Genomic DNA, 22,377 nt, shown 5'->3' with positions numbered 1-22,377 from the left:
CCGCCCCACCGACTACCCTCCCCGCCATGCCCCCGGCCGCCAGAAAGCCGAAGTCCCGCACCTACGACCCCGCCAAGACCCGCACCGCGATCCTCACCCAGTACGCCCACATCCGCACCGCCGTCCGCACCCTCACCCCCGCCCAACTCGCCCTCCCCACCCGCCTCGGCGACTGGACCGTCCGCGACTTGGCCGCGCACGTCACCATGGCCGTCGAGACGGTCAGCCGAAACCTCGATCGGGACGAGCCCCCGAAGGCCGAACTCGCCCTGCTCGACTGGCCGTTCGCCACTGCTTCCCGCGCCGCAGACATCGCCGACGGCACCCGCGACCTGGCCGCCGCCCACTCCGACCCGGATGCCCTGAACGCCCTCTACGCCCGCACCGAAGAGCGCCTCACCCAACGCCTGGCCACGGCACCCGGTGACCGTCGGCTCGCCACCCGCACCGGCGCCATGACCCTCGCCGACTACCTGGTCACCCGTACCGTCGAACTGGTCGTCCACACCGACGACCTGAACGCGGCGATCGAGGGCCTCGACATCCCGTACGACCGCCAAGCGCTGGCGTCCTGCACCCGCCTCCTCGCCGACGCCCTCGCCGTCAAGGCCCCCGGCGGCTCGACGGAGGTCCGGATCCCGCCGTACGCCGTCGTGCAGTGTGTCGAGGGGCCCAGGCACACCCGTGGCACCCCTCCCAACGTCGTCGAGACCGACCCGCTGACCTGGATCCGCCTGGCCACCGGCCGGGTCCAGTGGGCCGATGCCCTCGACAACGCCCAGGTCAGCGCGAGCGGCGAACGCGCCGACCTCGGAGGGCTGCTGCCCCTCATGGCCTGACTGGCTGTTGCTCGTTCGGCGGTGACGCTCGACGGCCGAACGGGGATGCCGGCCGGATCCACCTTCGAATGATCACGAATGATCGTTTAGCGGTCCGCGCATGAAAGCAGGGCCTCCCGCACAGCGCGGGGACGTCGAACGACCAGCCAAGCCCCTTTCGCCGACCGGGACTTCAAGACCTGCTTACTCGTGTCAGAGGTCCTGTTCCGCCCAGATCGTCTTGCCTGTGGGGGTGGGGCGGGTGCCCCAGCGCTGGGTCAGTTGGGCCACCAGGAGGAGGCCCCGGCCGCCCTCGTCGTAGGTGCGGGCGCGGCGCATGTGGGGTGAGGTGTTGTCGGCGTCCGAGACCTCGCAGATGAGGCTTCGGTCGTGGATGAGGCGCAGCTGGATGGGGGGTTCGGCATGCCGGATGGCGTTGGTGACCAGTTCGCTGACGACCAGCTCGGTGACGAAGGCGGCGTCGGTCAGGCCCCAGCTCTCCAGCTGACCGATGGCGTTCTTGCGGGCCTCGGCGACGGCGGCGGGATCAGGGGCGACGTCCCAGACCGCGACCCGGGTGGGGTCCAGGGCCCTGGTGCGGGCGACGAGGAGCGCCACGTCGTCGGCGGGCCGGTGGGGGAGCACGGCGCCGAGAACCGTGTCACACATGACGTCCAGGGACACCGTGGGACGGGTGAGCGCCTGGCACAGCCGGGAAACGCCTTCGTCGATGTCGGTCTCACGGGATTCGACCAGACCATCGGTGTAGAGGGCGAGGAGGCTGCCCTCCGGCAGCTCGATCTCGACCGACTCGAAGGGGAGGCCACCCAGGCCCAGCGGTGGTCCCGCCGGCAGGTCGAGCAGCTCGACGGTGCCGTCCGGGCTCACTACGACGGGGAGCGGGTGCCCTGCCCGGGCAAGTGTGCAAACGCGGGAAACCGGGTCGTACACGGCGTACAGGCACGTCGCTCCGACGTCTCCCGCGGACATCGAGGCCATCGAGGCCATCGAGGACACCGCCTTCCCGCCGGAACCGGCGCTCCACTCCGTGCCGTCCTCCTCCGTGGCCAAGCGGCCCACCAAGTCGTCGAGGTGGGTGAGGAGTTCGTCGGGGGGCAGGTCGATGTCGGCGAGGGTGCGTACCGCGGTGCGGAGGCGGCCCATGGTCGCCGAGGCGTGGATGCCGTGGCCCACGACGTCGCCCACGACCAGCGCCACCCTGGCTCCGGACAGCGGGATCACGTCGAACCAGTCACCGCCCACACCGGCCTGGGCACCGGCCGGGAGATAGCGGGTGGCAACCTCCACCGCCGACTGCTCGGGCAGCCTCTGCGGCAGCAGACTGCGCTGGAGGGTGACGGCGGTGCCGCGTTCGCGGGTGTAGCGCAGGGCGTTGTCGATGCAGACCGCCGCCCGGGCCGCCAGTTCCTCGGCCAGTACCAGGTCGTCCTGCTGGAAGGGTTCGGGGCGCCGGTGACGGGCGAAGACCGCGACGCCCAGGGTGGTTCCGCGCGCCGACAGGGGCACGGTCATCGCCGAGTGGAAGCCGAAGTCACGGATCCGGGAGGACCGGAGCGGGTCTCGGACGACCCAGCCGGCGATCGCGGGATCGGTCACCTGGTAAAGCACGGCACGTCCCGACCTCAGGGTCTCGGCCGGCGGGGAGCCCTCCGGATATTCGTCCACCTCGTCCGGGGCCACGACCGCCTCGGGGATCTCCGGGTGCACGGACTGGTGGGCTATGCGCCGCAGTACGAGGGGGCTGCCCGGCCCCAAGGACTGCTCTTGTCCGTCGCCGAGGGACGCCAGCAGATCGACGCTGACGAAGTCGGCGAGTTCTGGGACCGCCACGTTCGCCAGCTCCTGCGCCGTCCGCGTCACATCGAGCGTACTGCCGATACGCCGGCCGGCCTCGGCGATCAGTTGGAGGCGATTGCGGGCCCAATACTGCTCCGTGATGTCGTGGGCGGAGAGACAGACACCGTGGGGCCGGCCGCCGGAGTCCCGCAACGGTGCCAGGACGACCGACCATGCGTGCTCGCGGTTCTCACCGGCGGCACGCAGATAGTTCTCGCGGTAGTGCGTCTTACCGGTCTCCAGCACCCGGATCATGTCCTGCTCCGCCAGTTCACCCGCCTCGTTGTCCACGATCTCCGACACGCGCAGCCCGCGCATGTCGCCCTCGGTGAGGGCCACGGACCGTTCCATGTCCTCGTTGGCCCGCCGCAGCCGGAGTCCGGTGTCGTACAACGCCTGCGCACAGCACGGGGACTGGGTGAAGCTCCAGCTCACCAGGTCCTCGTCGGCCGGCCGTGGCTCCTGCGCTGTCGAGGGGGAGAGCACCAGCCATTCCCCGCTCCTGTCCACCGGCATCCTGTGGTGGGCCAGTACGTGAGCCTCGACGCGGTGACCGTCCCGGTGCCTGAGGGCGACTTCTCCGTGCCACCTCGGCAGTCCGGCGAACGGCGGGAGGTCCGGTGCCGTGGGCTCATCCGCGAGCAGAATGACCGCCGGCCGGCCCAGGATCTGCGCAGCCGCATATCCCAGCAGTTGTTCGGCACCGTCGTTCCACCCGGTCACCATGCCGTCTTCGTCGAGGGTGGCACGCGCAGTGAGGGACTCATCGACGACGCCCCGGACGAGACCCGTTTCCTGGCCCGCTGTCTGGGTCTGGTCGTCGAGGATTCCGCGCTCCATGGCCACTCATCTCGCTCTCGTCGAGCTCGCCGCCGCGTCGAAGCTACCGGCATATAATTCCATGTTCCTCTATTTCGCCTTATTCCGTAGATTGCTGATCGGTTGCGGCCTCGGCGCTGCCCGTCGCCATCGGCGACCGTCCCATCTGTTCAGGCCCGCACCAGGCCGACCGCACTCACTCCTGCCGCGCGATGTGGTGCCGCTTCTCCGCCCGGCCGGCTTGCGGAGCTGCACAGACCCCACCGTCGCCTCGGTCAACAGTGCGCTTCAGCGGGCCGGCGCCACGGCGGTCGTTCGCCGCGAGGCGAACGCAGACACGGCGGCCGTTCCACCGATGCTGTTCCGCCCGCGACAACGGCTCGAACGCCTCCGCCGCGAAGTCCTCCAGATCACACCGGAGCGCAGCCAACTCCCCACCCCGCAGACGACAGCGCAGCAACAGCACAAGTGTTGGCCGGACGGGAACCGCCCACCCACCCCTTCCGTCCCACCGGCATGAAAAAGCAGCGACTGACCAGCGTGAGCCTCAGCCTCCTGACCCTGGCCGTCCTCCCCCTCGCCGCGGCCTGCGGCAGCGAGAAGGGCGGCGGCAGCCAGACCGTCGGGTCCGGAAACGGAACGGCAGCGGGAACATCCGAGGTCACCGGCGTCCACTGGAGCGTCGACGATCTCACCGTCGACGGGAAGAAGAGCGCCGCGCCCGCCGGCGCCTACTTGGAGATCGACAAGAATGGCAAGGTCAGCGGCAACTACGGCTGCAACCACTTCGGGGCCACCGCCAAGGTCGACGGCGAGAACATCGACCTCGGACAGGCCCAATCCACCGACATGGCCTGTCTAGGTGATCGGATGACCTTCGAGAACTCCTTCTCCAAGGCGCTCACCGACGGCACCCTCGCCGCCCAGGTCAAGGGCGACGGTGAGGAGCAGCTCACCCTCACCACCAAGGCCGGCGCCACCATCCACCTCACCGAGGAGAAGGCCGCCCCTCTCGACGGCACCAAGTGGACGGTCACGACGGTCGGTGAGCCCGGCGCCGACACCGTCAGCCCGCTGCCCTCCGGCGCCGACACCTACCTCGTCTTCGACCAGAAGAAGGGGACCGTCAGCGGCAAGGCTGGTTGCAACAACGTTTCTGCTGAGGCGACGTTGAGCGACGGCACTATCACTTTCGGCAGCCCGGCGACCACCCGAAGGATGTGCGACGCCTCACTCATGAAGGCGGAGAAGACCTTCCTGAAACTTTTCGACGGCAAGGCGACGTACAAGATTGATCACCGCAGTCTGTCCCTGACCAGCGCAAACGGCACCACGGTCAGTGCGAACGCCGACGCCTGAGCTCCTACCGCAGTTCACGCCCCCGCAGCGCCCTTACGTCACAGTCGCATTCCCTAATTCGGACCAGTGGTCGATCTCGCCTACACTCGGTGGCGTGCCACGTGGTGACGGTCGACTCAGTCATGATCTGCTCCCCGGCGAGAAGGGCCCCCAGGACGCTTGCGGCGTCTTCGGGGTCTGGGCCCCCGGTGAAGAGGTCGCCAAGCTCACTTACTTCGGGCTCTACGCCCTACAGCATCGAGGCCAGGAATCCGCGGGTATCGCGGTAAGCAACGGTTCGAAGATCCTCGTCTTCAAGGACATGGGCCTTGTCTCCCAGGTCTTCGACGAGACCTCGCTCGGCGCGCTCAAGGGTCACATCGCGGTCGGTCACGCCCGCTACTCGACCACTGGCGCCTCCACCTGGGAGAACGCGCAGCCCACCTTCCGCGCGACCGGCCACGGCTCCATCGCCCTCGGCCACAACGGCAACCTCGTCAACACGGCGCAGCTCGCCGAGATGGTCGCCGACCTGCCCAAGCAGCACGACGGCCGCACTCCGCGCGTCGCGGCGACCAACGACACCGATCTACTGACGGCCCTGCTGGCCGCCCAGACCGACGACGAGGGCAACCCGCTGACCATCGAGGACGCCTCCGCGCGGATCCTCCCGCAGGTCAAGGGCGCCTTCTCCCTCGTCTTCATGGACGAGCACACGCTGTACGCCGCCCGCGACCCGCAGGGCATCCGCCCCCTGGTCCTGGGCCGCCTGGAGCGCGGCTGGGTGGTCGCCTCCGAGTCCGCCGCCCTCGACATCTGCGGCGCCGCCTATGTGCGCGAGATAGAGCCGGGCGAGTTCGTCGCCATCGACGAGAACGGTCTGCGTACCTCGCGATTCGCGGAAGCGAAGCCCAAGGGCTGTGTCTTCGAGTACGTGTACCTCGCCCGCCCGGACACCGACATCGCCGGCCGGAACGTGTACCTCTCCCGCGTCGAGATGGGCCGGAAACTCGCCAAGGAAGCCCCTGTCGAGGCCGACCTGGTGATAGCGACCCCGGAGTCCGGCACCCCGGCCGCCATCGGTTACGCCGAGGCCTCCGGAATCCCGTTCGGGGCCGGACTGGTCAAGAACGCCTATGTCGGACGTACGTTCATCCAGCCCTCCCAGACGATCCGGCAGCTCGGTATCCGGCTGAAGCTGAACCCGCTGAAGGAAGTCATCAAGGGCAAGCGGCTGGTCGTCGTCGACGACTCGATCGTGCGCGGCAACACCCAGCGGGCGCTGGTGCGCATGCTGCGGGAGGCCGGCGCCGCCGAGGTCCACATCCGGATCTCCTCGCCCCCGGTCAAGTGGCCCTGCTTCTTCGGCATCGACTTCGCCACCCGCGCCGAGCTCATCGCCAACGGCATGACCATCGAGGAGATCGGCACCTCGCTCGGCGCCGACTCCCTCTCGTACATCTCCCTCGACGGCATGATCGAGGCGACCACCATCGCCAAGCCGAACCTGTGCCGCGCCTGCTTCGACGGCGAGTACCCGATGGAGCTCCCGGACCCCGAACTGCTCGGCAAGCAGCTCCTGGAGACCGAGCTGGCCGCAGGGCCCGCCGCCACGGCCGCGGCCGACGCGATCCGTCGCCCGTAAGCCCTGCTTCGGCAGCCCTGCTCCCGCCTCACACCAACCTGAAAGATCCCAGGCAATGTCTGCGACCAACTCTGCCTCCGGCGCCTCCTACGCGGCCGCCGGCGTCGACATCGAAGCGGGCGACCGCGCCGTCGAGCTGATGAAGGAGTGGGTGAAGAAGACGCAGCGCCCGGAAACCGCGGGCCTCGGCGGCCTCGGCGGCTTCGCCGGCCTCTTCGACGCCTCCGCCCTCAAGCGCTTCGAGCGCCCGCTGCTCGCCTCCGCGACCGACGGCGTCGGCACGAAGGTCGACATCGCCCGGCAGCTCGGCGTGTACGACACGATCGGCCACGACCTGGTCGCCATGGTCATGGACGACATCGTGGTGTGCGGCGCCGAACCGCTGTTCATGACCGACTACATCTGCGTCGGCAAGGTCCACCCCGAGCGTGTCGCCGCGATCGTCAAGGGCATCGCCGAGGGCTGCGTACTGGCCGGCTGCGCCCTGGTCGGCGGCGAGACGGCCGAACACCCGGGCCTCCTCGGCCCGGACGACTTCGACGTGGCCGGCGCCGGTACGGGCGTCGTGGAGGCCGACCGCGTGCTCGGCGCGGATCGCATCCGTACGGGTGACGCGGTGATCGCCATGGCGGCCTCCGGACTTCACTCGAACGGGTACTCGCTCGTCCGGCACGTCCTGCTGAAGCAGGCCGGGCTGGCCCTTGACGCGCACATCGAGGAGTTCGGCCACACCCTCGGCGAGGAGCTCCTCGTCCCCACCAAGATCTACTCCCTGGACTGCCTGGCCCTCACCCGCACCACGGACGTGCACGCCTACTCGCACGTCACCGGAGGCGGCCTGGCGGCCAACCTGGCCCGGGTGATCCCGGACAACCTGCACGCGATCGTCGACCGCTCCACCTGGACCCCGGCCCCGATCTTCGACCTCGTCGGCAAGACGGGCTCTGTCGAACGCCTGGAGCTGGAAAAGACCCTGAACATGGGCGTCGGCATGATCGCCATCGTCCCCGAAGACTCGGCGGACGCAGCCCTCACCACCCTGGCGGACCGCGGAGTAGAGGCCTGGGTAGCAGGCGAAATCACCCCCCGCGACAACCACACAACGGGCGCGGAACTGATCAACGACTACGCAACCAACTAGATCGTCGTTCGTGCTGGATCGTCGTTCGTGCCCCCAAGGCGGCGCAGCCGCCAAGGGGCGCGGGGAACTGCGCGATCAGCCACAAAGCACCCGCAGCCGCCAAACAACAGCACCCCCCGAGCTACTAGGCGCCCAACCAGCCCAACCCAGCGGAGCGACAACGCACGAAACCCGGTCCGGCACTGAATGCCCGGACCGGGAGAGGTGCGGCTTTATACGCAACAGGAAGAAAACAACTGCTCAGCGCGCCGTAGGCGTCATGCGTCAAGCCCCACGGCGTTGCTGAGACGACGACGCGGAACCTGAGGACTGATCGTCCTCGTCCTCATCGTCGTCGTTGTACAGATCCGCGTACTGAGCGTACGGGTCGTCTTCTTCCTCGTCGTCGTCCTCGAACGGCTCGCCATTCGGCGGCTGGCTCGAAGTCGAAGCGCCCAGCTCATTGGCCAGACGCGAGAGGTCAGTCCCGCCGCTGCTGTACTTCAGCTGGCGGGCGACCTTCGTCTGCTTGGCCTTTGCCCGGCCGCGCCCCATGGCTCGACCCCCTCGGATACGGGGCTCGGTGGCCCCAGAGTCTTGACACGCGTTCACGTAATGGAACGGGCTCTCCGTGGAGAGACCGGTCCGTAGGGCTTCCACGGTACCTGAGCCCACGCCCATACGGTACGTCGCCCACAGGACGTGGCGGTGCCCAGAACCCGCGAGGTGCCCTGTACTCGCTGGTCAACGGCGATTTTAACCACTTCTTCGTGGGCGACCCGCCGACGGGGGTGAGAGTTCTCTCCAACACCCCGCCGACAGGTACCCCGGAGTCCCCCGTGGACCGCCTCGGACTACCGGCTCGGGCGGGCCTCGGTCATCCGCTGCTCGGCGATCCGGTCGGCCGCCGCGGCCGGCGGAATACCGTCCGTCTTCGCACGTGCGAAGATCGCCAGCGTGGTGTCGTAGATCTTCGCCGCCTTCGCCTTGCACCGCTCGAAGTCGAACCCGTGCAGCTCGTCGGCCACCTGGATCACGCCACCCGCGTTCACGACGTAGTCGGGCGCGTAGAGGATCCCGCGGTCGGCGAGGTCCTTCTCGACGCCCGGATGCGAGAGCTGGTTGTTGGCCGCCCCGCACACCACCTCGGCGGTCAGCACGGGCACGGTGGCGTCGTTGAGCGCCCCGCCGAGCGCGCAGGGGGCGTACACGGCGAGCCCTTCGACGCGGATCAGCTCGTCCGTGTCCCGTACGGCCACCACGTCCCGGTACCGCTCGGTGATCCGCCGTACGGCGTCCTCGCGCACGTCCGTGACGAACACCTCGGCGCCTTCCGCCACGAGGTGCTCCACGAGGTGGTGCCCGACCTTGCCGACACCGGCGATGCCGATCCGCTTGGCCCGCAGCGACGGGCTGCCCCACCGGTGCTGGGCGGAGGCCCGCATGCCCTGGTAGACGCCGAAGGCGGTCAGCACGGACGAGTCGCCGGCGCCGCCGTTCTCCGGGGACCGTCCGGTCGTCCAGCGGCACTCGCGCGCCACCACGTCCATGTCGGCCACATACGTGCCGACGTCGCACGCGGTCACGTACCGCCCGCCGAGCGAGGCCACGAACCGGCCGTAGGCGAGGAGCAGTTCCTCGCTCTTGATACCGCCTTGATCCGTAATGGCCGGGTCGCCGATGATCACGGCCTTGCCGCCGCCGTGGTCGAGACCGGCCATGGCGTTCTTGTACGACATCCCGCGCGCGAGGTTCAGCGCGTCGGCGACGGCCTCCGCCTCGCTCGCGTACGGGTAGAAGCGCGTACCGCCGAGCGCGGGGCCCAGTGCGGTGGAGTGGATGGCGATCACGGCCTTGAGGCCGGTGGCCCGGTCCTGGCAGAGCACGACTTGCTCATGACCCCCCTGTTCCGAGTGGAACAAGGTGTGCAGTACATCAGCAGGCGCGCCGGTTACGTCGGTCACTGTGGTGACTCCAGAAAAGTAGCGGCGGTCGGGGCTGGAGCCCCGTGCGGGTGGCGGGCCTCCGTGGGCATGAGAGTAGAGCTCCTCTCCGGTCCCCGTCTGCCAACTCTCCCCGCAGTGCCAAGGATCACCTACCGGTGACGTGGGAAGGTACGACGGTTTGCATAATTTTCCCGTGCCGCACTGTGCTGTTTTCACGGGTTTCCCAGGTCGTTCAGGCCGTCCAGGCGGTTCAAGGGGGAGGGACCAGGCGTGCCCAAGGAGTCCTCGGTGATCGTTCCGTACGCGTCCTACCTGCGCGTCTACGAGCCGCTGGCGGCCTTCCCCGAGCCGGAGCGCAGCCACTGGGCGCGCTACGCCCGGCGGCCGGACCGGCCCTCGTACCAGGAGGAGCTGCGCCGCTCCCTGGCCGACCTGCTGCCCACACCGCCGGTCGCGGTGCCCGTGCAGGAGAGTGCCGACGCGTTCGTGACCGAGGTGGAGGGGGTCCTGTGCGTCTGCCCCTGGCGCACCCGGCTGCGCGGCTGGCAGGCGCTGGGCGGGCTGGGGGAGGAACTGCCCGTCTCGGTCCTGGACGCCGTCCTGCCGCCTCTCGTACGCCACCAGGCGGCCCAGGACTACGAGCGCTGGCTGAGCCGCAACCCGGACGCCCGCCCCTGGATCCGCACGGCGACCTGGCAGGTGCCGCTGAACTGGTTCGTGCTGGTGTCCGACGAGGAGCGCGAGTACGACAAGGGCTCGGGAGCCGACGGGGACACGACGCCCGTGCTGCGTTACCGGACGCCCATGGTGCAGGCGCGGCGGCGCGTGGCGCGGGGGCTGCGGACCCTGCGGGACAGACTCGACGACGGGCCGCTCATCGACGGTCTGATGGACGTCGGGCGCTGGCTGGAGGAGTTCCACCCGCGCTCGCTGGTCGAGCTGGACTACGGCGGGCTGGTGCATCTGCTGCCGGCCGCCGATCTGGCGGGCGACCACTCGGCGGCGGACGTGGCGGCGGGCATCGAGGCGCTGCGCGAGGGGGACGGCGAGGCGGCGGGGGAGGCGTACGGGCGGCTCGTGGAGCGGTGGCGGGCGGTGCGGTACCTGCGGTCGGCCAACTGACAGTTCGGCGAAGAAGGGCTCCCTGAACGTGAGTTCCATTTTTGTGGGACGCTCTTGGAGCTGCCGTGGGACGTAGGTCCCGATCCGGGCGTTTGTGTCAAGCGTGACGGACCGCACGTACAGGTGGCTTGCGTCCCTTGCCCCTCCTCGTGCCAAAATAGGACAAGGAGTCCGGGGGAGGCTCTATCTGCCCAACTATGGGTGGAATCTCAGCATTGCACGCTATGGGGGGTCTCGTGACTCCTGATCGCCACTGTGACTGATCGTCACAGTGGCGTGACTGTCCGCTATGGCATGGTCCATTGGCTTCCGTCGCCGATGGACACCTGGGAGGGCAATTCCATCGGTTTGGCCTACGCGGTTGGACAGATGGTGTAGTTGTAGTGCCGAGGACAAGCCGTTCGTCCTATAACCGACTCGACCCGCATCCGCCATTTCGGGCAACGCGGGTCAAGGTGCAGAATTTAGAGGAATGAACCGAGAAGGTTCGGTTCTCCCGAGGAGGCCGCTCATGACCGCTCGCACCCCTGATGCCGAGCCGCTGCTGACCCCGGCTGAGGTCGCCACCATGTTCCGTGTTGACCCCAAGACGGTGACGCGGTGGGCGAAGGCCGGCAAGCTCACGTCCATCCGGACGCTCGGCGGACATCGCCGTTACCGCGAGGCCGAGGTCCGCGCCCTGCTTGCGGGCATTCCGCAGCAGCGCAGCGAGGCCTGACCAACTGAATAGTCGGACGGACCAGCAGGTCCCCCAAATATCGGCCGGGCCGTCCGACTGGCAACACCAGCAACGCCAGCAGTGCCAGTAACACCAGCACCACATCGCTCCGAGCGACGCGGGTCCTGCCCCAACAGGTCCCACGCCCAAGGCAGTTCCATCAGTTCCACAGCTTCAAGGGTGCGTCGTCAAGATCGCGCTGGACTCCGCCGGGTCCAGCGCGATCTTTTTTGTGCCCTCGGGCAGGGGTGGCACGGGGTGCTGTGAGCGGGCTTGTTGGAGTCTGGGGAGAGCTGTCGGATCCTCTACGGGATCTCCCCGGGAAGTCCTCAGGGAGCCCTCGGGAGGCCCTCAGGAGCTGGTGCAATTGCACATATTAAATTGACCATCTGTAGGAGACCGGCAAGAACCCACCTTTTGAAAACTCATGCAGTGACACCAGTCACAGGCTCCACGCCTTGCTGACGGAACGGCATAAGTGTTAGAGGGAGCCGCTGTTGGCACCCGGTGCCTCACGGCCCTCACGGCTCTCACGGCCCTCGTAGCTCTCCGCGTCCCCGTCGGCCTCGGTGCAGCGCTCCATGGCGAGCCTCTGCAGCCGGTGGCAGATCGGGCAGTGCCGCGTGAGATGCCGGTACCCGCTGGCGGCCGACAGGTGTGCCCGAAGCAGAGCCCGCGTCTCATCCCGCCGCGCGGTCGCCGCCATACGCCACCTCCGGAAGGGGGACAGGGCATCGAAGGCCCTGCTCTCTGGGTACCGGGGGAGGACGGCGCCGTCAATACGGCAACGCGAGAGGGCCCGAGTCGTAAGACTCGGGCCCTCTCGTACTTCACTTGCGGTCCTGACGGGATTTGAACCCGCGGCCTCCACCTTGACAGGGTGGCGAGCACTCCAAACTGCTCCACAGGACCAGGTTTCGCGGCACTTGATGTTGCGCTGTGCTGCGAAAAGAGACTGTACAGGAGGGCGAGCCCCGGGGCGAACTCACCCACCGTGCAGCGGTCGTTACGGCGCCTGGGCGTCGATCGCCTTCACGATCCGCTTGTCCGACACCGGGTACGCCGTGCCCAGCGCGTGGGCGAAGTAGCTGACCCGGAGCTCCTCGATCATCCAGCGGATGTCCAGCACCGCGGACGGCACCGGCCGGCCCTGCGGCAACTGCTCGAGGAGCCACGCGTACTCGTCCTGCATCTCGTGCACCTTCTCCATACGGGTGGTGTCCCGCTGGACGTTGGTGGGCATCTGCTGCAGGCGCCGGTCCACGGCGACGAGGTAGCGCATCAGGTCGGGCAGCCGCCGCAGCCCGGCCGCCGTCACGAACCCGGGCCGTACAAGGCCGTCCAGCTGCTCGCGTACGTCCGTCAGGTTCGGGAGGAGCACGGCGCTGCGTACGCCCTTCAGACGGCGCTCACAGGCCTGCCAGGCGGCCAGCACCTGCTGCACCTGGCCGACCGTACGGACCGTCGTGTCGACGATCTCCGCGCGCACCTTGTCGTACAGCTTCCGGTGCGACTCCTCGTCCCACGCCGGACCCCCGAGATCGGCGATCAGTTTGTCGGCCGCGGCCATCGCGCAGTCGTCGAACAGCGCCTGGATCGAACCGTGCGGATTCGCCGACAGCGCGAGCTTCTGCGCGTTGGTCAACTTCTCGGATGCGAACTTCGCAGGGTTGACCGGGATGTTGCGCAGAATGAGCCGCCGGGTGCCCTTCCACATCGCCTGCTGCTGCTCCGCCTCCGTGTCGAAGAGGCGTACGGAGACGGTGTCGCCGTTGTCGACCAGCGCCGGGTACGCCTTCACCGGCTGGCCGGCCCGGCGTGTCTCGAAGAGCGGCGTCAGGGTGCCGATCGACCAGTCCGTCAGGCCGGTGCGCTCCAGGGACTCGCCGCCGGAGCGCTCGGCGGTGGCCGCCGCGGCCTGGGAGATGGCCTGGCGGGCCTTCGGCTTGAGCCTCAGGCGCAGGACCTCCAGGTCCTTGTCCTCGTCCAGCTTGCGGCGCCGCTCGTCCACGATCCGGAAGGTGACGCGGAGGTGGTCGGGGACCCGGTCCCAGTCGAAGTCGTCGGCGGTGAACGGGACTCCGACCATGCGCTTCAACTCGCGGGCCATGGTGACCGTCAGAGGCTCCTGCTGTGACACTGCGCGGCCAGAGGCCGACGGTTTCGACGCCTCCAGGAAGCGCTTGGCGAAGTTGGGGGCCGGGACGTAGTGGCGGCGGATGGGCTTGGGGAGGGAGCGGATGAGCTCCGTCACCAACTCCTCGCGCAGGCCCGGGATCTGCCAGTCGAAGTTCTCGTCGGTGACCTGGTTCAGCACCTGGAGCGGAACGTGGACGGTCACACCGTCGGCGTCCGCGCCCGGCTCGAACTGGTAGGTCACCCGGAACTTGAGCGGTCCCTGCTGCCAGGAGTCCGGATAGTCGTCCTTGCTGACGTCCCCGGCGCGCTCGTTGATGAGCATCGCCCGCTCGAAGTCGAGGAGTTCGGGCTCCTCATGCCGCTTGTGCTTCCACCACGAGTCGAAGTGGGCCCCGGAGACCACGTGTTCGGGGACTCGCTCGTCGTAGAAGTCGAAGAGCGTCTCGTCGTCGACCAGGATGTCCCGGCGGCGGGCCCGGTGCTCCAACTCCTCGACCTCGGTGAGGAGTCGGCGGTTGTCGGCGAAGAACTTGTGGTGCGTCCGCCAGTCGCCCTCGACCAGCGCGTTCCGGATGAACAGCTCACGGGACGCCTCCGCGTCGATACGCCCGTAGTTCACCTTCCGCTGGGCGACGATCGGTACGCCGTACAGCGTCACCTTCTCGTACGCCATCACGGCCGCCTGGTCCTTCTCCCAGTGCGGCTCGCTGTAGGTGCGCTTGAGGAGGTGCTCGGCGAGGGGCTCGACCCACTCCGGCTCGATGCGGGCGTTGACGCGGGCCCACAGGCGCGACGTCTCGACGAGTTCCGCCGACATCACGAAGCGCGGGGGCTTCTTGAAGAGGGCGGAGCCGGGGAAGATCGCGAACTTGGCGTTGCGGGCGCCGACGTACTCGTTCTTGCCGGAGGCGTTGCGGGGGCTGTCGCCGGTCGACGTGGACGCCCCGGCCGTGCCGCTCGTGGACTTCGGTACGTCCTTCATCCCGATGTGGGAGAGGAGGCCGGCCAACAGGGAGACGTGGACGCTCTGCTCGGGGGCGTCGTCCTCGTTGGGATGGATGCCCATCTGGCGGGCCACGGTACGGAGCTGGGTGTAGATGTCCTGCCACTCGCGGATGCGCAGGAAGTTCAGGTACTCCTGCTTGCACATCCGCCTGAACGACGACGAGCCCCGCTCCTTCTGCTGCTCACGGATGTACCGCCAGAGATTGAGCAGGGCGAGGAAGTCGGACGTCTCGTCCTTGAAGCGGGCGTGCTGCTGGTCGGCCTGCGCCTGCTTCTCGACGGGGCGCTCGCGCGGGTCCTGGATGGAGAGCGCGGCGGCGATCACCATGACCTCGCGGACACAGCCGTTCTTGTCGGCCTCCAGGACCATCCGGGCCAGCCGGGGGTCGACGGGCAGCTGAGCGAGCTTGCGGCCGGTGTCCGTGAGCCGCTTTCGGGGGTCCTTCTCGGTGGGGTCGAGCGCGTTGAGCTCCTGGAGGAGCTGGACGCCGTCGCGGATGTTGCGGTGGTCCGGCGGGTCGATGAAGGGGAACTTCTCGATGTCGCCCAGTCCGGCCGCGGTCATCTGGAGGATGACGGAGGCGAGGTTCGTCCGCAGGATCTCCGCGTCCGTGAACTCCGTACGGGCCGCGAAGTCGTCCTCGCTGTAGAGGCGGATGCAGATACCGTCCGACGTACGGCCACAGCGGCCCTTGCGCTGGTTGGCGCTGGCCTGGGAGATCGCCTCGATGGGCAGCCGCTGGACCTTGGTGCGGTGGCTGTAGCGGGAGATACGGGCGAAGCCCGGGTCGATCACGTACTTGATGCCGGGCACGGTGAGCGAGGTCTCGGCGACGTTGGTCGCCAGAACGATCCTGCGCCCCGTGTGCTGTTGGAAGACGCGGTGCTGCTCGGCGTGCGAGAGGCGGGCGTACAGGGGCAGTACTTCCGTGAACCGGTAGTTCTTCTTGTTGAGTGCGTCCGCCGTGTCGCGGATCTCGCGTTCGCCGGAGAGGAAGACGAGGATGTCGCCCTTGCCCTCGCCCTGGAGCTCCTCGACGGCGTCGCAGATCGCGGTGATCTGGTCGCGGTCGGAATCCTCGCTGTCCTCTTCGAGGAGCGGGCGGTAGCGGACCTCGACGGGATACGTACGGCCGGAGACCTCGACGATGGGCGCGTCGCCGAAGTGCCGGGAGAAGCGCTCGGGGTCGATGGTCGCCGAGGTGATGACGACCTTCAGGTCCGGGCGCTTGGGCAGCAGTTGCGCCAGGTACCCGAGCAGGAAGTCGATGTTGAGGGACCGCTCGTGGGCCTCGTCGATGATGATCGTGTCGTAGGCGCGCAGCTCGCGGTCGGTCTGGATCTCGGCGAGCAGGATGCCGTCCGTCATCAGCTTGATGACCGTCGCGTCCTGGTTCACCTGGTCCGTGAACCGGACCTTCCAGCCGACGGCCTCACCGAGAGGGGTGTCCAGTTCGTCGGCGATCCGCTCGGCGACGGTACGGGCGGCGATACGACGGGGCTGCGTGTGCCCGATCATGCCGCGTACGCCCCGCCCGAGTTCCACGCAGATCTTCGGAATCTGGGTGGTCTTCCCGGACCCGGTCTCACCGGCGACGATGACGACCTGGTGATCACGGATGGCGGCCGCGATCTCGTCCTTCTTCTGGCTGACGGGGAGCTGCTCGGGATAGCTGACGGAGGGCACACGGCTGCGCCGCTCGGCCATGCGCAGCTCGCCCTTCGCGACCTCCGCCTCGATCTCGGCGAGGACGGCGGTGCGGGCTTCCGGCTTGCGGATCCTGCGCGCGCCTTCGAGCCTGCGGCCGAGCCGGTGCGCGTCGCGCAGGGACAGCTCGGTCAGACGGGGGGCGAGATCGCCGAGGGCGGGGGCGGAGGCGGGTTGCGTAGACATACCTGACCCAGGATCTCACCTCGACGAAACGAGGGGCGAACGCTTTTGCGTCCGCCCCTCGTCCTGTGCCTGTGATGCGTGTTACCGCACGCCCTACCGCACGTCGACGTAGTCCTCGGCCCCGGCGCCGTCGAAATGCCTGCTGTCGGGCTCCAGATGCACCGGCACCCAGGTGCCGTCCATGGGCGCCCTGATGCCCTTGGCGAAGGAGCCGTTGCGCCCGGTCTTCACCGAGCCCATCAGGTACCAGGTGTTCTCGCCTCTGGGCCGGAACAGGATCTGGACCCACTTGCCGCCGTACGCCTTCCAGCTCGTCCAGCCCACCGTGCTCGCGGGCTTCGCCTCCTGGAGGACCCCCTTCACGGTGAGGGTCGCGCCCTTGCGGACCGGCTCGGGGGTGGCGTTCGCGCTGATGATCCGGGTGAGGGCCCTCACCTTGCGCACCGCCCTACTGGTGGTGCCCTTGAAGTCCCGCGCGGAATCGCCGGCGTACCGCAGTCGCCAGTAGCCGTCGGCGTCGCCCTGGAGGCGCTCCACGATGAACTGCTGGCCGAAGCCGGTCTGCACGGTCTTCTTGGTGCGCCAGCCGGTCCTGCCGTCGGCGGAGTACTGGATGTCGACCTTGATCCGGCCGCTGTAGTAGTTGCCGGACAGGTCCACGATGCCGGTGATGTCGAGCTGGGCCCGGTCGTCCTGCGCGGCCGTGAACTCGGTGAACCTGCTCGTCGAGGTGACCTTGACCTTCACATCGGCGGTCGCGGTCCGCACGATCCAGGCGTTGTACGGGTACGGCGGGAAGCCCACCTCGAACGTGGCGTTGCCGTACACCCGCCGGACGAAGGTGAAGCGGCCGGCGGTGTTCGTGGTGGCCTTGGTCGCGTCGGTGATGCTGCTGTTCTTGTAGTCCAGCTCCAGTGGGATGCCCGCCAGTGGCTTCCACACGCTGCCGCTCCGGTACTCCAGCCGCCCGGTGACCTTCATCTCGGCGTCGGCCACGAGATGGAAGCTGTTCTTGTCGAGGATCAGGCGGGTCGGGGCGGCCTTCGGACTGATCGCGACCCCGGGGACGCCGGCGTAGCCCAGATCGCTGCGGTACTCGGCCCGGGCCCAGCCGCCCTCGCTCACCTCGCGGGCGAGGGAGAAGTGCCCTTGGTCGTCCGTGGTGACGGTCTCCTCGACCGAATCGCCGAGCCGGACGTCGACGGAGGCGCCGGGCATGGCCTCGGTCGCGCGGGTGCTGGGATCGCGGAGCACCAGATCACCGGAGGCCGTGACGAGCTTGGCCTCGATGTTCGGCGTGGTCGGTGTGACGGTGAACCCGGTGATCACGGGCTGCTTCTTGTAGCGCAGCACACCCGCGTTCTGCTGGACGGTGGTCTCACCGCCGCTGTTCGTGGCCTCGACGTCGATCGTGTACTCGCCCAGGGTGTCCAGATGGACGGGCTGGGAGGACCAGGTGCCCTCCCAGGGGCTGGCCGAGTACGTCTCGGTGAAGTCGGTGATCGTGGCCACCGGAGTGTCCGTCTCGGCACTGCCGAGCGGGCGCAGTTTCGCGGTGATCTTCTTGATGTCCTCGCCGACCACGCTGCCGTGGTTGAGGCGTACGTCGATGACCGACCAGTCCGCGGAGTGGCTGGACGCCTCCTGGACTACCGGAGCGGCGGCGTGGGCCGCACCGGGTATGGCGAAAGTGGAGAGCAGGACGGCACCGGCCGTCACCAGCCCCCTGGTGATGTGTTTCAAGAACCCCCCATGGTTCTCGGTGGGCCATGGCTCTGCGGCGGGCCCGGTGAGCGACGAAGACCCCCTCCGGTTGCCCGGAGGGGGTCTTCGTGCGATGTGGCTGGGGCCGGGGTCGAACCGGCGACCTATCGCTTTTCAGGCGATCGCTCGTACCAACTGAGCTACCCAGCCACGAGGTTTCACGTGAAACATGTAACCTCAGCGGTCCTGACGGGATTTGAACCCGCGGCCTCCACCTTGACAGGGTGGCGAGCACTCCAAACTGCTCCACAGGACCTTGCTTTTGTGTGCGCCGTAAGTCTCGCACACCGTCTCGCATGCTCCCAACGGGATTTCCCGCCTGCTCGCTCTCGCCGATCTGGTGTTTCTGAGTGACCGGTTGGAGCTGGCCGACGGCCCGATGTCGCTGGAAAAGCGTATCAGACCACGGGCGATGCTCCGCGCACACGACAGCGCAGGTCGAGGGCCCTGCGGTCCGGTTTCCGAGCGGCCCCGGCGCTGCTCGGGGAGTTTGGGATCGGCGTATCGGGTACTCGGCACGCAGACCCCGTAAGACCTAGGAGGTGCCTCCCTCATGGAACCCGGCACCAGTACGGACATCCGGCCGACGCACGAGACGACGACGGCCGGCGACGACCAGTCCGTTCCGCCCGGCCCCCGGCAGTCCAGGGGTGTCGGCGCGCGTGACCCCGAGGGGCCCGACCAGGAGAGCAACATCATCCTGGGCGAGGACTGAGAAAGACGGACGCACTGCCCTCTCTCTGTCTCTCTTACGAGGCTGTCTCTCTTACGAGGTCGGTGAGGTCGGCGGGCCAACCGGCGCGGTGCGGAGATCGGTGATCGTCTGGGCGATCCGCTGGCGGAACACCTCGGGGAGCGCCTCGCCCGTGACGGCGTTGACGACGGTGTCGGCCACCTCGTGCAGCTTCGTGTTGGTGTTCTGGGACACCGTCACGAGCACCTTCCAGGCGTCCCCGGCGCTCACTCCGAAGGACGCCATGAGGACGCCACGGGCGAGGTCGATGACGGGCCGAGTCTGCATGGCCCGCCGGAGCTGAACCACTTCGATCCGCAGCTCCTCGTCGGTTTCGTTGAGCGGCGTGGCTTCCGCAGGACGCGTATCCGGGGCCTGGTCGGTCTCGTCGACCTCGTCGGCCGCGCCCGTACCGGCGAACAGCGGCAGCGTGCCGGTGACCGCGAAGAGCCGTAGCACCGCGGCGCCCGCCGACCGGATGGTGATGATCTTGCCTTCGTCCAGGGCTCGTCGGCGTACCCGGAGCAGGACGTTGAGCCCGGAGCAGTCGCAGAAATCAACGCCGCTCAGATCGAGCTCGATCCCGTGCTCCGAGTGGGCGAGTGCCTGGCTCAGGCCGTGGTGCAGTGCCTGTTCGGTGACGAGGTCGATCGCACCGGAGACAACAACTAGCGTCGCATAGCCCTCGGGGCGGGTCTCGATCCCGAGCAGGGGGGCTTGGGCATCGCCCGACTGCGGGGCGAGCGGTGCCGCAGGGACTCCGTTCGCCACCGTGAGCTGCGTCGTAACTGCGCGGTCCGACATTGCGCACTCCGTTGGGCATCGGGCAGTTCGTGGCTCTACAAGCCTCGTCCCGGAGGGCCTCGCACGTCAAGGGAAACATGAAATTAACTTCACCCTTTTGAATACGTGAATCAAACAGCCTATCCTGGCGGCATGCCCGACGTACCCGCACCACATTCCGGCTGGACGTTCCTCACCAACCACTCCCGTGTGCTGGCCGCGATCGCGGAGAATTCCACCGTCCGCATCCGCGACATCGCCGCGCGTTGCCGGCTCACCGAGCGCGCCGTCCAGAAGATCGTTTCCGATCTGGAGACGGGCGGGTATCTCACCCACACCCGCCAGGGGCGCTCCAACGCGTACCGGATCGAGAACGGGACCATCCTGCGGCACCCCGCCGAGGAGGGGCTGAGCGTCGCGGAGCTGCTGTCCCTTCTCTCCCGGCATGACGTCGAACGTACGGGCGACGGCGGCCGACGTGAGCTCCAGTCGACGACCCCGCATGCGAGAAGCTCCGAAGACGACGCCGGCCGCGAGTGAGGTGCGCGAGTCGACGGTGGACGCGGGCCTTGGCGGGCGCCCTCCCGGGTACCCGGGAGTCGACCGGTCCCACCGACGAACGGACAGTGCTGTGAGTGACTACCGCACCAACTCCCCCGGGGACGAAGGCGAGGGAGCACAGGACCCGAAGGCCAGGCCGAAGCTCATCCCGAGGGACCTGCCCGACCAGCAGGCGGGCGACGGCGGCGACCCCTGGGAGGTCGACGACAACCCGACGGGCACCCGGGCGCACGAGCGGCCCGACCCGGAGGTCCCTGACACGGACGAAGCCGGTACGGGCAGGCGGGGCGCGCCGCACTCCGGCAGTCGGCGCCCGGAGGATCCCGTGCCCGACGAGCCGACCGCCTGACCCGGCCGCAACGCTCGTAACGGCCCATAACGCACGAAATGGCGGCCATCCCTGAACTGGGATGCCGCCAACCGTACTTACTGGACCTATCTGTGCCCCCAACGGGATTCGAACCCGTGCTACCGCCTTGAAAGGGCAGCGTCCTGGGCCGCTAGACGATGGGGGCGAGGACGTGAGAATCATAGGTGATGCCGGGGAGCTTCGCCAAAACGGTTTACGGGCTCGGACTCGAGGGCCGCGAAGGCGAGGGAACCGGTGTCGCGCCCGGCAGGTTCTCCTTCGGCAGATGGCGGCTCACCTCCGCCGTGGTCAGCCCGAGGCCGCCGAGTTTGATCTCGTCCCAGGCCTGGAGACGACGGGTGTCGCGGTCCAGATAGAGGACGGACGCCTCGATCTGGTCCGGGTTGCGCTTCTCCAGCGCACGCAGTCCGCTGCCGCCCGTCGAGCCCTCGATGCGCAGCCGGGTGCCCTTCGGCATGACCTCCATCTCCGCGTGGTGGAGGTGACCGGCCAGGACGAGCGGCACCTCGCCGTCCGTCCGCCGGGCCGCGCCCGGCTCGTGGGCCATCGCGATGTCGACCGGGGTGCCCAGCGTCCGCTGGTCGTGGAGGGCCGACGCCAGCCGGTCGCCCGCCACTTCCTGGTCCCGGCCCCCGTCCTTCCCGCCCGCCGAGCGGTCCGGGGTGAACGCCGGGTCACCGATGCCCGCGAAGCGCAGCCCGCCGACGGTGACCGAGCGGCCCTCGTCCAGGACGCGCACGTTCTTCATGCGCTGCAGATAGCGCTGGGTGAGCCGCGAGTCGTGGTTGCCGCGCACCCAGACGTACGGGGCGCCCAGATCCCTGATCGGGTCCAGGAAGCCGTTCTCGGCGGCCGTGCCGTGGTCCATGGTGTCGCCGGTGTCGGCGATGACGTCGATGTCGTACTGCTCCACCAGCGACGCGATGATCTTCCAGCTCGCCGGGTTGAGATGGATGTCCGAGACGTGCAGGACGCGGATCGTGGCCGGGTCGGGCTGGTAGGTCGGGAGCGTGGAGGTGACGTCGTACAGCTTCGTCACGTTGGTCACCAGGCGCGCCAACTCCTTCTGGTAGACGTCGAATTCGGTGACGATGCTGCGCGCGTTGCCGACCAGTGAGGGGGCCGAGGACAGGAGTCCGGAGAACTTCGGCTCCAGGACCGACTTGGGGTTCCAGGTCGCGTACGCCGTCCCTCCGGAAGCGACCAGGAGAGCGAGCGCGAGGCCGCCGGCCGCGAGGGCCCGGCGGGGGCGACGGTAGACCGCGAGGCCGAGGGCGGTGGCGCCGGACACGACGGCGACGCAGGAGCGTACGGCCAGGTCGAGGGTGCCGCGTCCGACGTCCTCGGCGACCTCGTCCTGGAGGCCGGAGAGACGCTCGGGGTGGTCGACGAGGGCCTCGGCGCGCACCGGGTCCAGCTGGTCGACGTTGACGTCGAGGCGGACGGGGGCCGTGTGGCTGTTGAGTTCCAGGGCGCCCAGCGGGGAGACGTTGATCTTCGTGCCGCCGGTCAGGGACGGGCGCAGGGTCATCGTGGTGTTCATCGGGCCGACCGGCGCGCGTACGTTGCCCACGATCAGCAGACCCAGCCAGGCACCCAGAAGGACCACCGCGAGCAGACCCAGGGCGCGGGTCCAGGGGTGCGGCTGGTGCACCAGCTCGGCGGCCGGATGGGCGCGCCGGGCGCGGAAACGGCCGGTGAGGGCGGCCAGGGGGCCGGGGAGGGAGCGGGGGGTGGTGCGGGAG

The 22,377-nt window shown here is 68.6% G+C and carries 17 protein-coding genes and 4 tRNA genes; 9 read left to right on the top strand and 12 right to left on the bottom strand.

Annotated features, from left to right (window positions below; genetic code table 11):
* Positions 1-26 precede the first annotated feature (26 nt).
* On the top strand, positions 27-839 hold the full coding sequence (locus ADL01_RS06575) for a maleylpyruvate isomerase family mycothiol-dependent enzyme (RefSeq protein ID WP_063783468.1): 813 nt from the start codon (positions 27-29) through the stop codon (positions 837-839).
* Between the two features lie 192 nt (positions 840-1,031).
* Here the strand turns inward: ADL01_RS06575 and ADL01_RS06570 are convergent, their stop codons facing one another.
* Complete coding sequence (locus tag ADL01_RS06570) at positions 1,032-3,515, bottom strand: SpoIIE family protein phosphatase (RefSeq protein ID WP_053740943.1); 2,484 nt, start codon at positions 3,513-3,515, stop codon at positions 1,032-1,034.
* Positions 3,516-4,010: 495 nt separating this feature from the next.
* Here ADL01_RS06570 and ADL01_RS06565 point away from each other — a divergent pair, with 495 nt between their 5' ends.
* The 3 genes from ADL01_RS06565 (at position 4,011) to purM (ending at position 7,618) form a co-directional block, all read left to right on the top strand.
* On the top strand, positions 4,011-4,853 hold the full coding sequence (locus tag ADL01_RS06565; RefSeq protein WP_053740942.1) for an META domain-containing protein: 843 nt from the start codon (positions 4,011-4,013) through the stop codon (positions 4,851-4,853).
* Positions 4,854-4,947: 94 nt separating this feature from the next.
* Complete coding sequence (gene purF, locus ADL01_RS06560; protein ID WP_053740941.1) at positions 4,948-6,477, top strand: amidophosphoribosyltransferase; 1,530 nt, start codon at positions 4,948-4,950, stop codon at positions 6,475-6,477.
* 55 nt (positions 6,478-6,532) lie between these two features.
* Positions 6,533-7,618, top strand: coding sequence for a phosphoribosylformylglycinamidine cyclo-ligase (gene purM, locus ADL01_RS06555; protein WP_053740940.1), 1,086 nt, complete (start codon positions 6,533-6,535; stop codon positions 7,616-7,618).
* Between the two features lie 264 nt (positions 7,619-7,882).
* Here purM and ADL01_RS06550 read toward each other — a convergent pair whose 3' ends face one another.
* Together ADL01_RS06550 and ADL01_RS06545 are read right to left on the bottom strand one after the other, a co-directional pair.
* On the bottom strand, positions 7,883-8,152 hold the full coding sequence (locus ADL01_RS06550) for a DUF3073 domain-containing protein (protein WP_053740939.1): 270 nt from the start codon (positions 8,150-8,152) through the stop codon (positions 7,883-7,885).
* 299 nt (positions 8,153-8,451) lie between these two features.
* Positions 8,452-9,561: a Leu/Phe/Val dehydrogenase gene (locus ADL01_RS06545; RefSeq protein ID WP_053740938.1), complete on the bottom strand. Its 1,110-nt coding sequence runs from the start codon at positions 9,559-9,561 to the stop codon at positions 8,452-8,454.
* Between the two features lie 252 nt (positions 9,562-9,813).
* Here ADL01_RS06545 and ADL01_RS06540 point away from each other — a divergent pair, with 252 nt between their 5' ends.
* Together ADL01_RS06540 and bldC are read left to right on the top strand one after the other, a co-directional pair.
* A complete protein-coding gene (locus tag ADL01_RS06540) occupies positions 9,814-10,665 on the top strand; it encodes a hypothetical protein (RefSeq protein WP_053740937.1) in 852 nt (283 codons plus the stop codon).
* Positions 10,666-11,176: 511 nt separating this feature from the next.
* Positions 11,177-11,383, top strand: a complete 207-nt coding sequence (gene bldC, locus ADL01_RS06535; protein WP_003949541.1) for a developmental transcriptional regulator BldC — start codon at positions 11,177-11,179, stop codon at positions 11,381-11,383.
* 481 nt (positions 11,384-11,864) lie between these two features.
* On the opposite strand, the gene ADL01_RS06530 is transcribed toward bldC, so the two are convergent.
* From ADL01_RS06530 to ADL01_RS06505, 6 genes are all read right to left on the bottom strand, one after another.
* A complete protein-coding gene (locus ADL01_RS06530) occupies positions 11,865-12,089 on the bottom strand; it encodes a DUF6274 family protein (RefSeq protein ID WP_053740936.1) in 225 nt (74 codons plus the stop codon).
* A gap of 131 nt (positions 12,090-12,220) precedes the next feature.
* Positions 12,221-12,295: transfer RNA gene (locus ADL01_RS06525), tRNA-Asp, on the bottom strand.
* 94 nt (positions 12,296-12,389) lie between these two features.
* Entirely contained in the window at positions 12,390-16,421 is a 4,032-nt protein-coding gene (hrpA, locus tag ADL01_RS06520; protein ID WP_053740935.1) for an ATP-dependent RNA helicase HrpA, read from the bottom strand.
* A gap of 93 nt (positions 16,422-16,514) precedes the next feature.
* Positions 16,515-18,164: a hypothetical protein gene (locus ADL01_RS06515; protein WP_234354526.1), complete on the bottom strand. Its 1,650-nt coding sequence runs from the start codon at positions 18,162-18,164 to the stop codon at positions 16,515-16,517.
* A 97-nt stretch (positions 18,165-18,261) separates the two neighbouring features.
* Positions 18,262-18,335, bottom strand: a tRNA-Phe gene (locus ADL01_RS06510).
* Between the two features lie 31 nt (positions 18,336-18,366).
* A tRNA-Asp gene (locus tag ADL01_RS06505) sits at positions 18,367-18,441 on the bottom strand.
* Positions 18,442-18,738: 297 nt separating this feature from the next.
* Here ADL01_RS06505 and ADL01_RS44535 point away from each other — a divergent pair.
* Positions 18,739-18,900 carry a hypothetical protein gene (locus ADL01_RS44535; RefSeq protein WP_159049466.1) on the top strand — a complete coding sequence of 54 codons (162 nt, stop codon included), beginning with the start codon at positions 18,739-18,741 and terminating at the stop codon, positions 18,898-18,900.
* 51 nt (positions 18,901-18,951) lie between these two features.
* Here the strand turns inward: ADL01_RS44535 and ADL01_RS06500 are convergent, their stop codons facing one another.
* Entirely contained in the window at positions 18,952-19,722 is a 771-nt protein-coding gene (locus tag ADL01_RS06500; RefSeq protein WP_063783467.1) for an ANTAR domain-containing protein, read from the bottom strand.
* Between the two features lie 132 nt (positions 19,723-19,854).
* Here ADL01_RS06500 and ADL01_RS06495 point away from each other — a divergent pair, with 132 nt between their 5' ends.
* Both ADL01_RS06495 and ADL01_RS06490 read left to right on the top strand, forming a co-directional pair.
* Positions 19,855-20,241, top strand: a complete 387-nt coding sequence (locus ADL01_RS06495) for a helix-turn-helix transcriptional regulator (protein WP_053740933.1) — start codon at positions 19,855-19,857, stop codon at positions 20,239-20,241.
* Positions 20,242-20,332: 91 nt separating this feature from the next.
* On the top strand, positions 20,333-20,611 hold the full coding sequence (locus ADL01_RS06490; RefSeq protein ID WP_199834770.1) for a hypothetical protein: 279 nt from the start codon (positions 20,333-20,335) through the stop codon (positions 20,609-20,611).
* 93 nt (positions 20,612-20,704) lie between these two features.
* Here ADL01_RS06490 and ADL01_RS06485 read toward each other — a convergent pair.
* A tRNA-Glu gene (locus ADL01_RS06485) sits at positions 20,705-20,777 on the bottom strand.
* Positions 20,778-20,825: 48 nt separating this feature from the next.
* Positions 20,826-22,343, bottom strand: a complete 1,518-nt coding sequence (locus ADL01_RS06480) for a metallophosphoesterase family protein (protein WP_063783469.1) — start codon at positions 22,341-22,343, stop codon at positions 20,826-20,828.
* Positions 22,344-22,377: the final 34 nt, after the last annotated feature.

The sequence above is a fragment of the Streptomyces sp. NRRL WC-3618 genome, from assembly GCF_001280005.1.
Taxonomy (GTDB): domain Bacteria; phylum Actinomycetota; class Actinomycetes; order Streptomycetales; family Streptomycetaceae; genus Streptomyces.
Note: the sequence above shows the minus strand (reverse complement) of the source record. Positions and strands in the feature narration are given on the sequence as shown.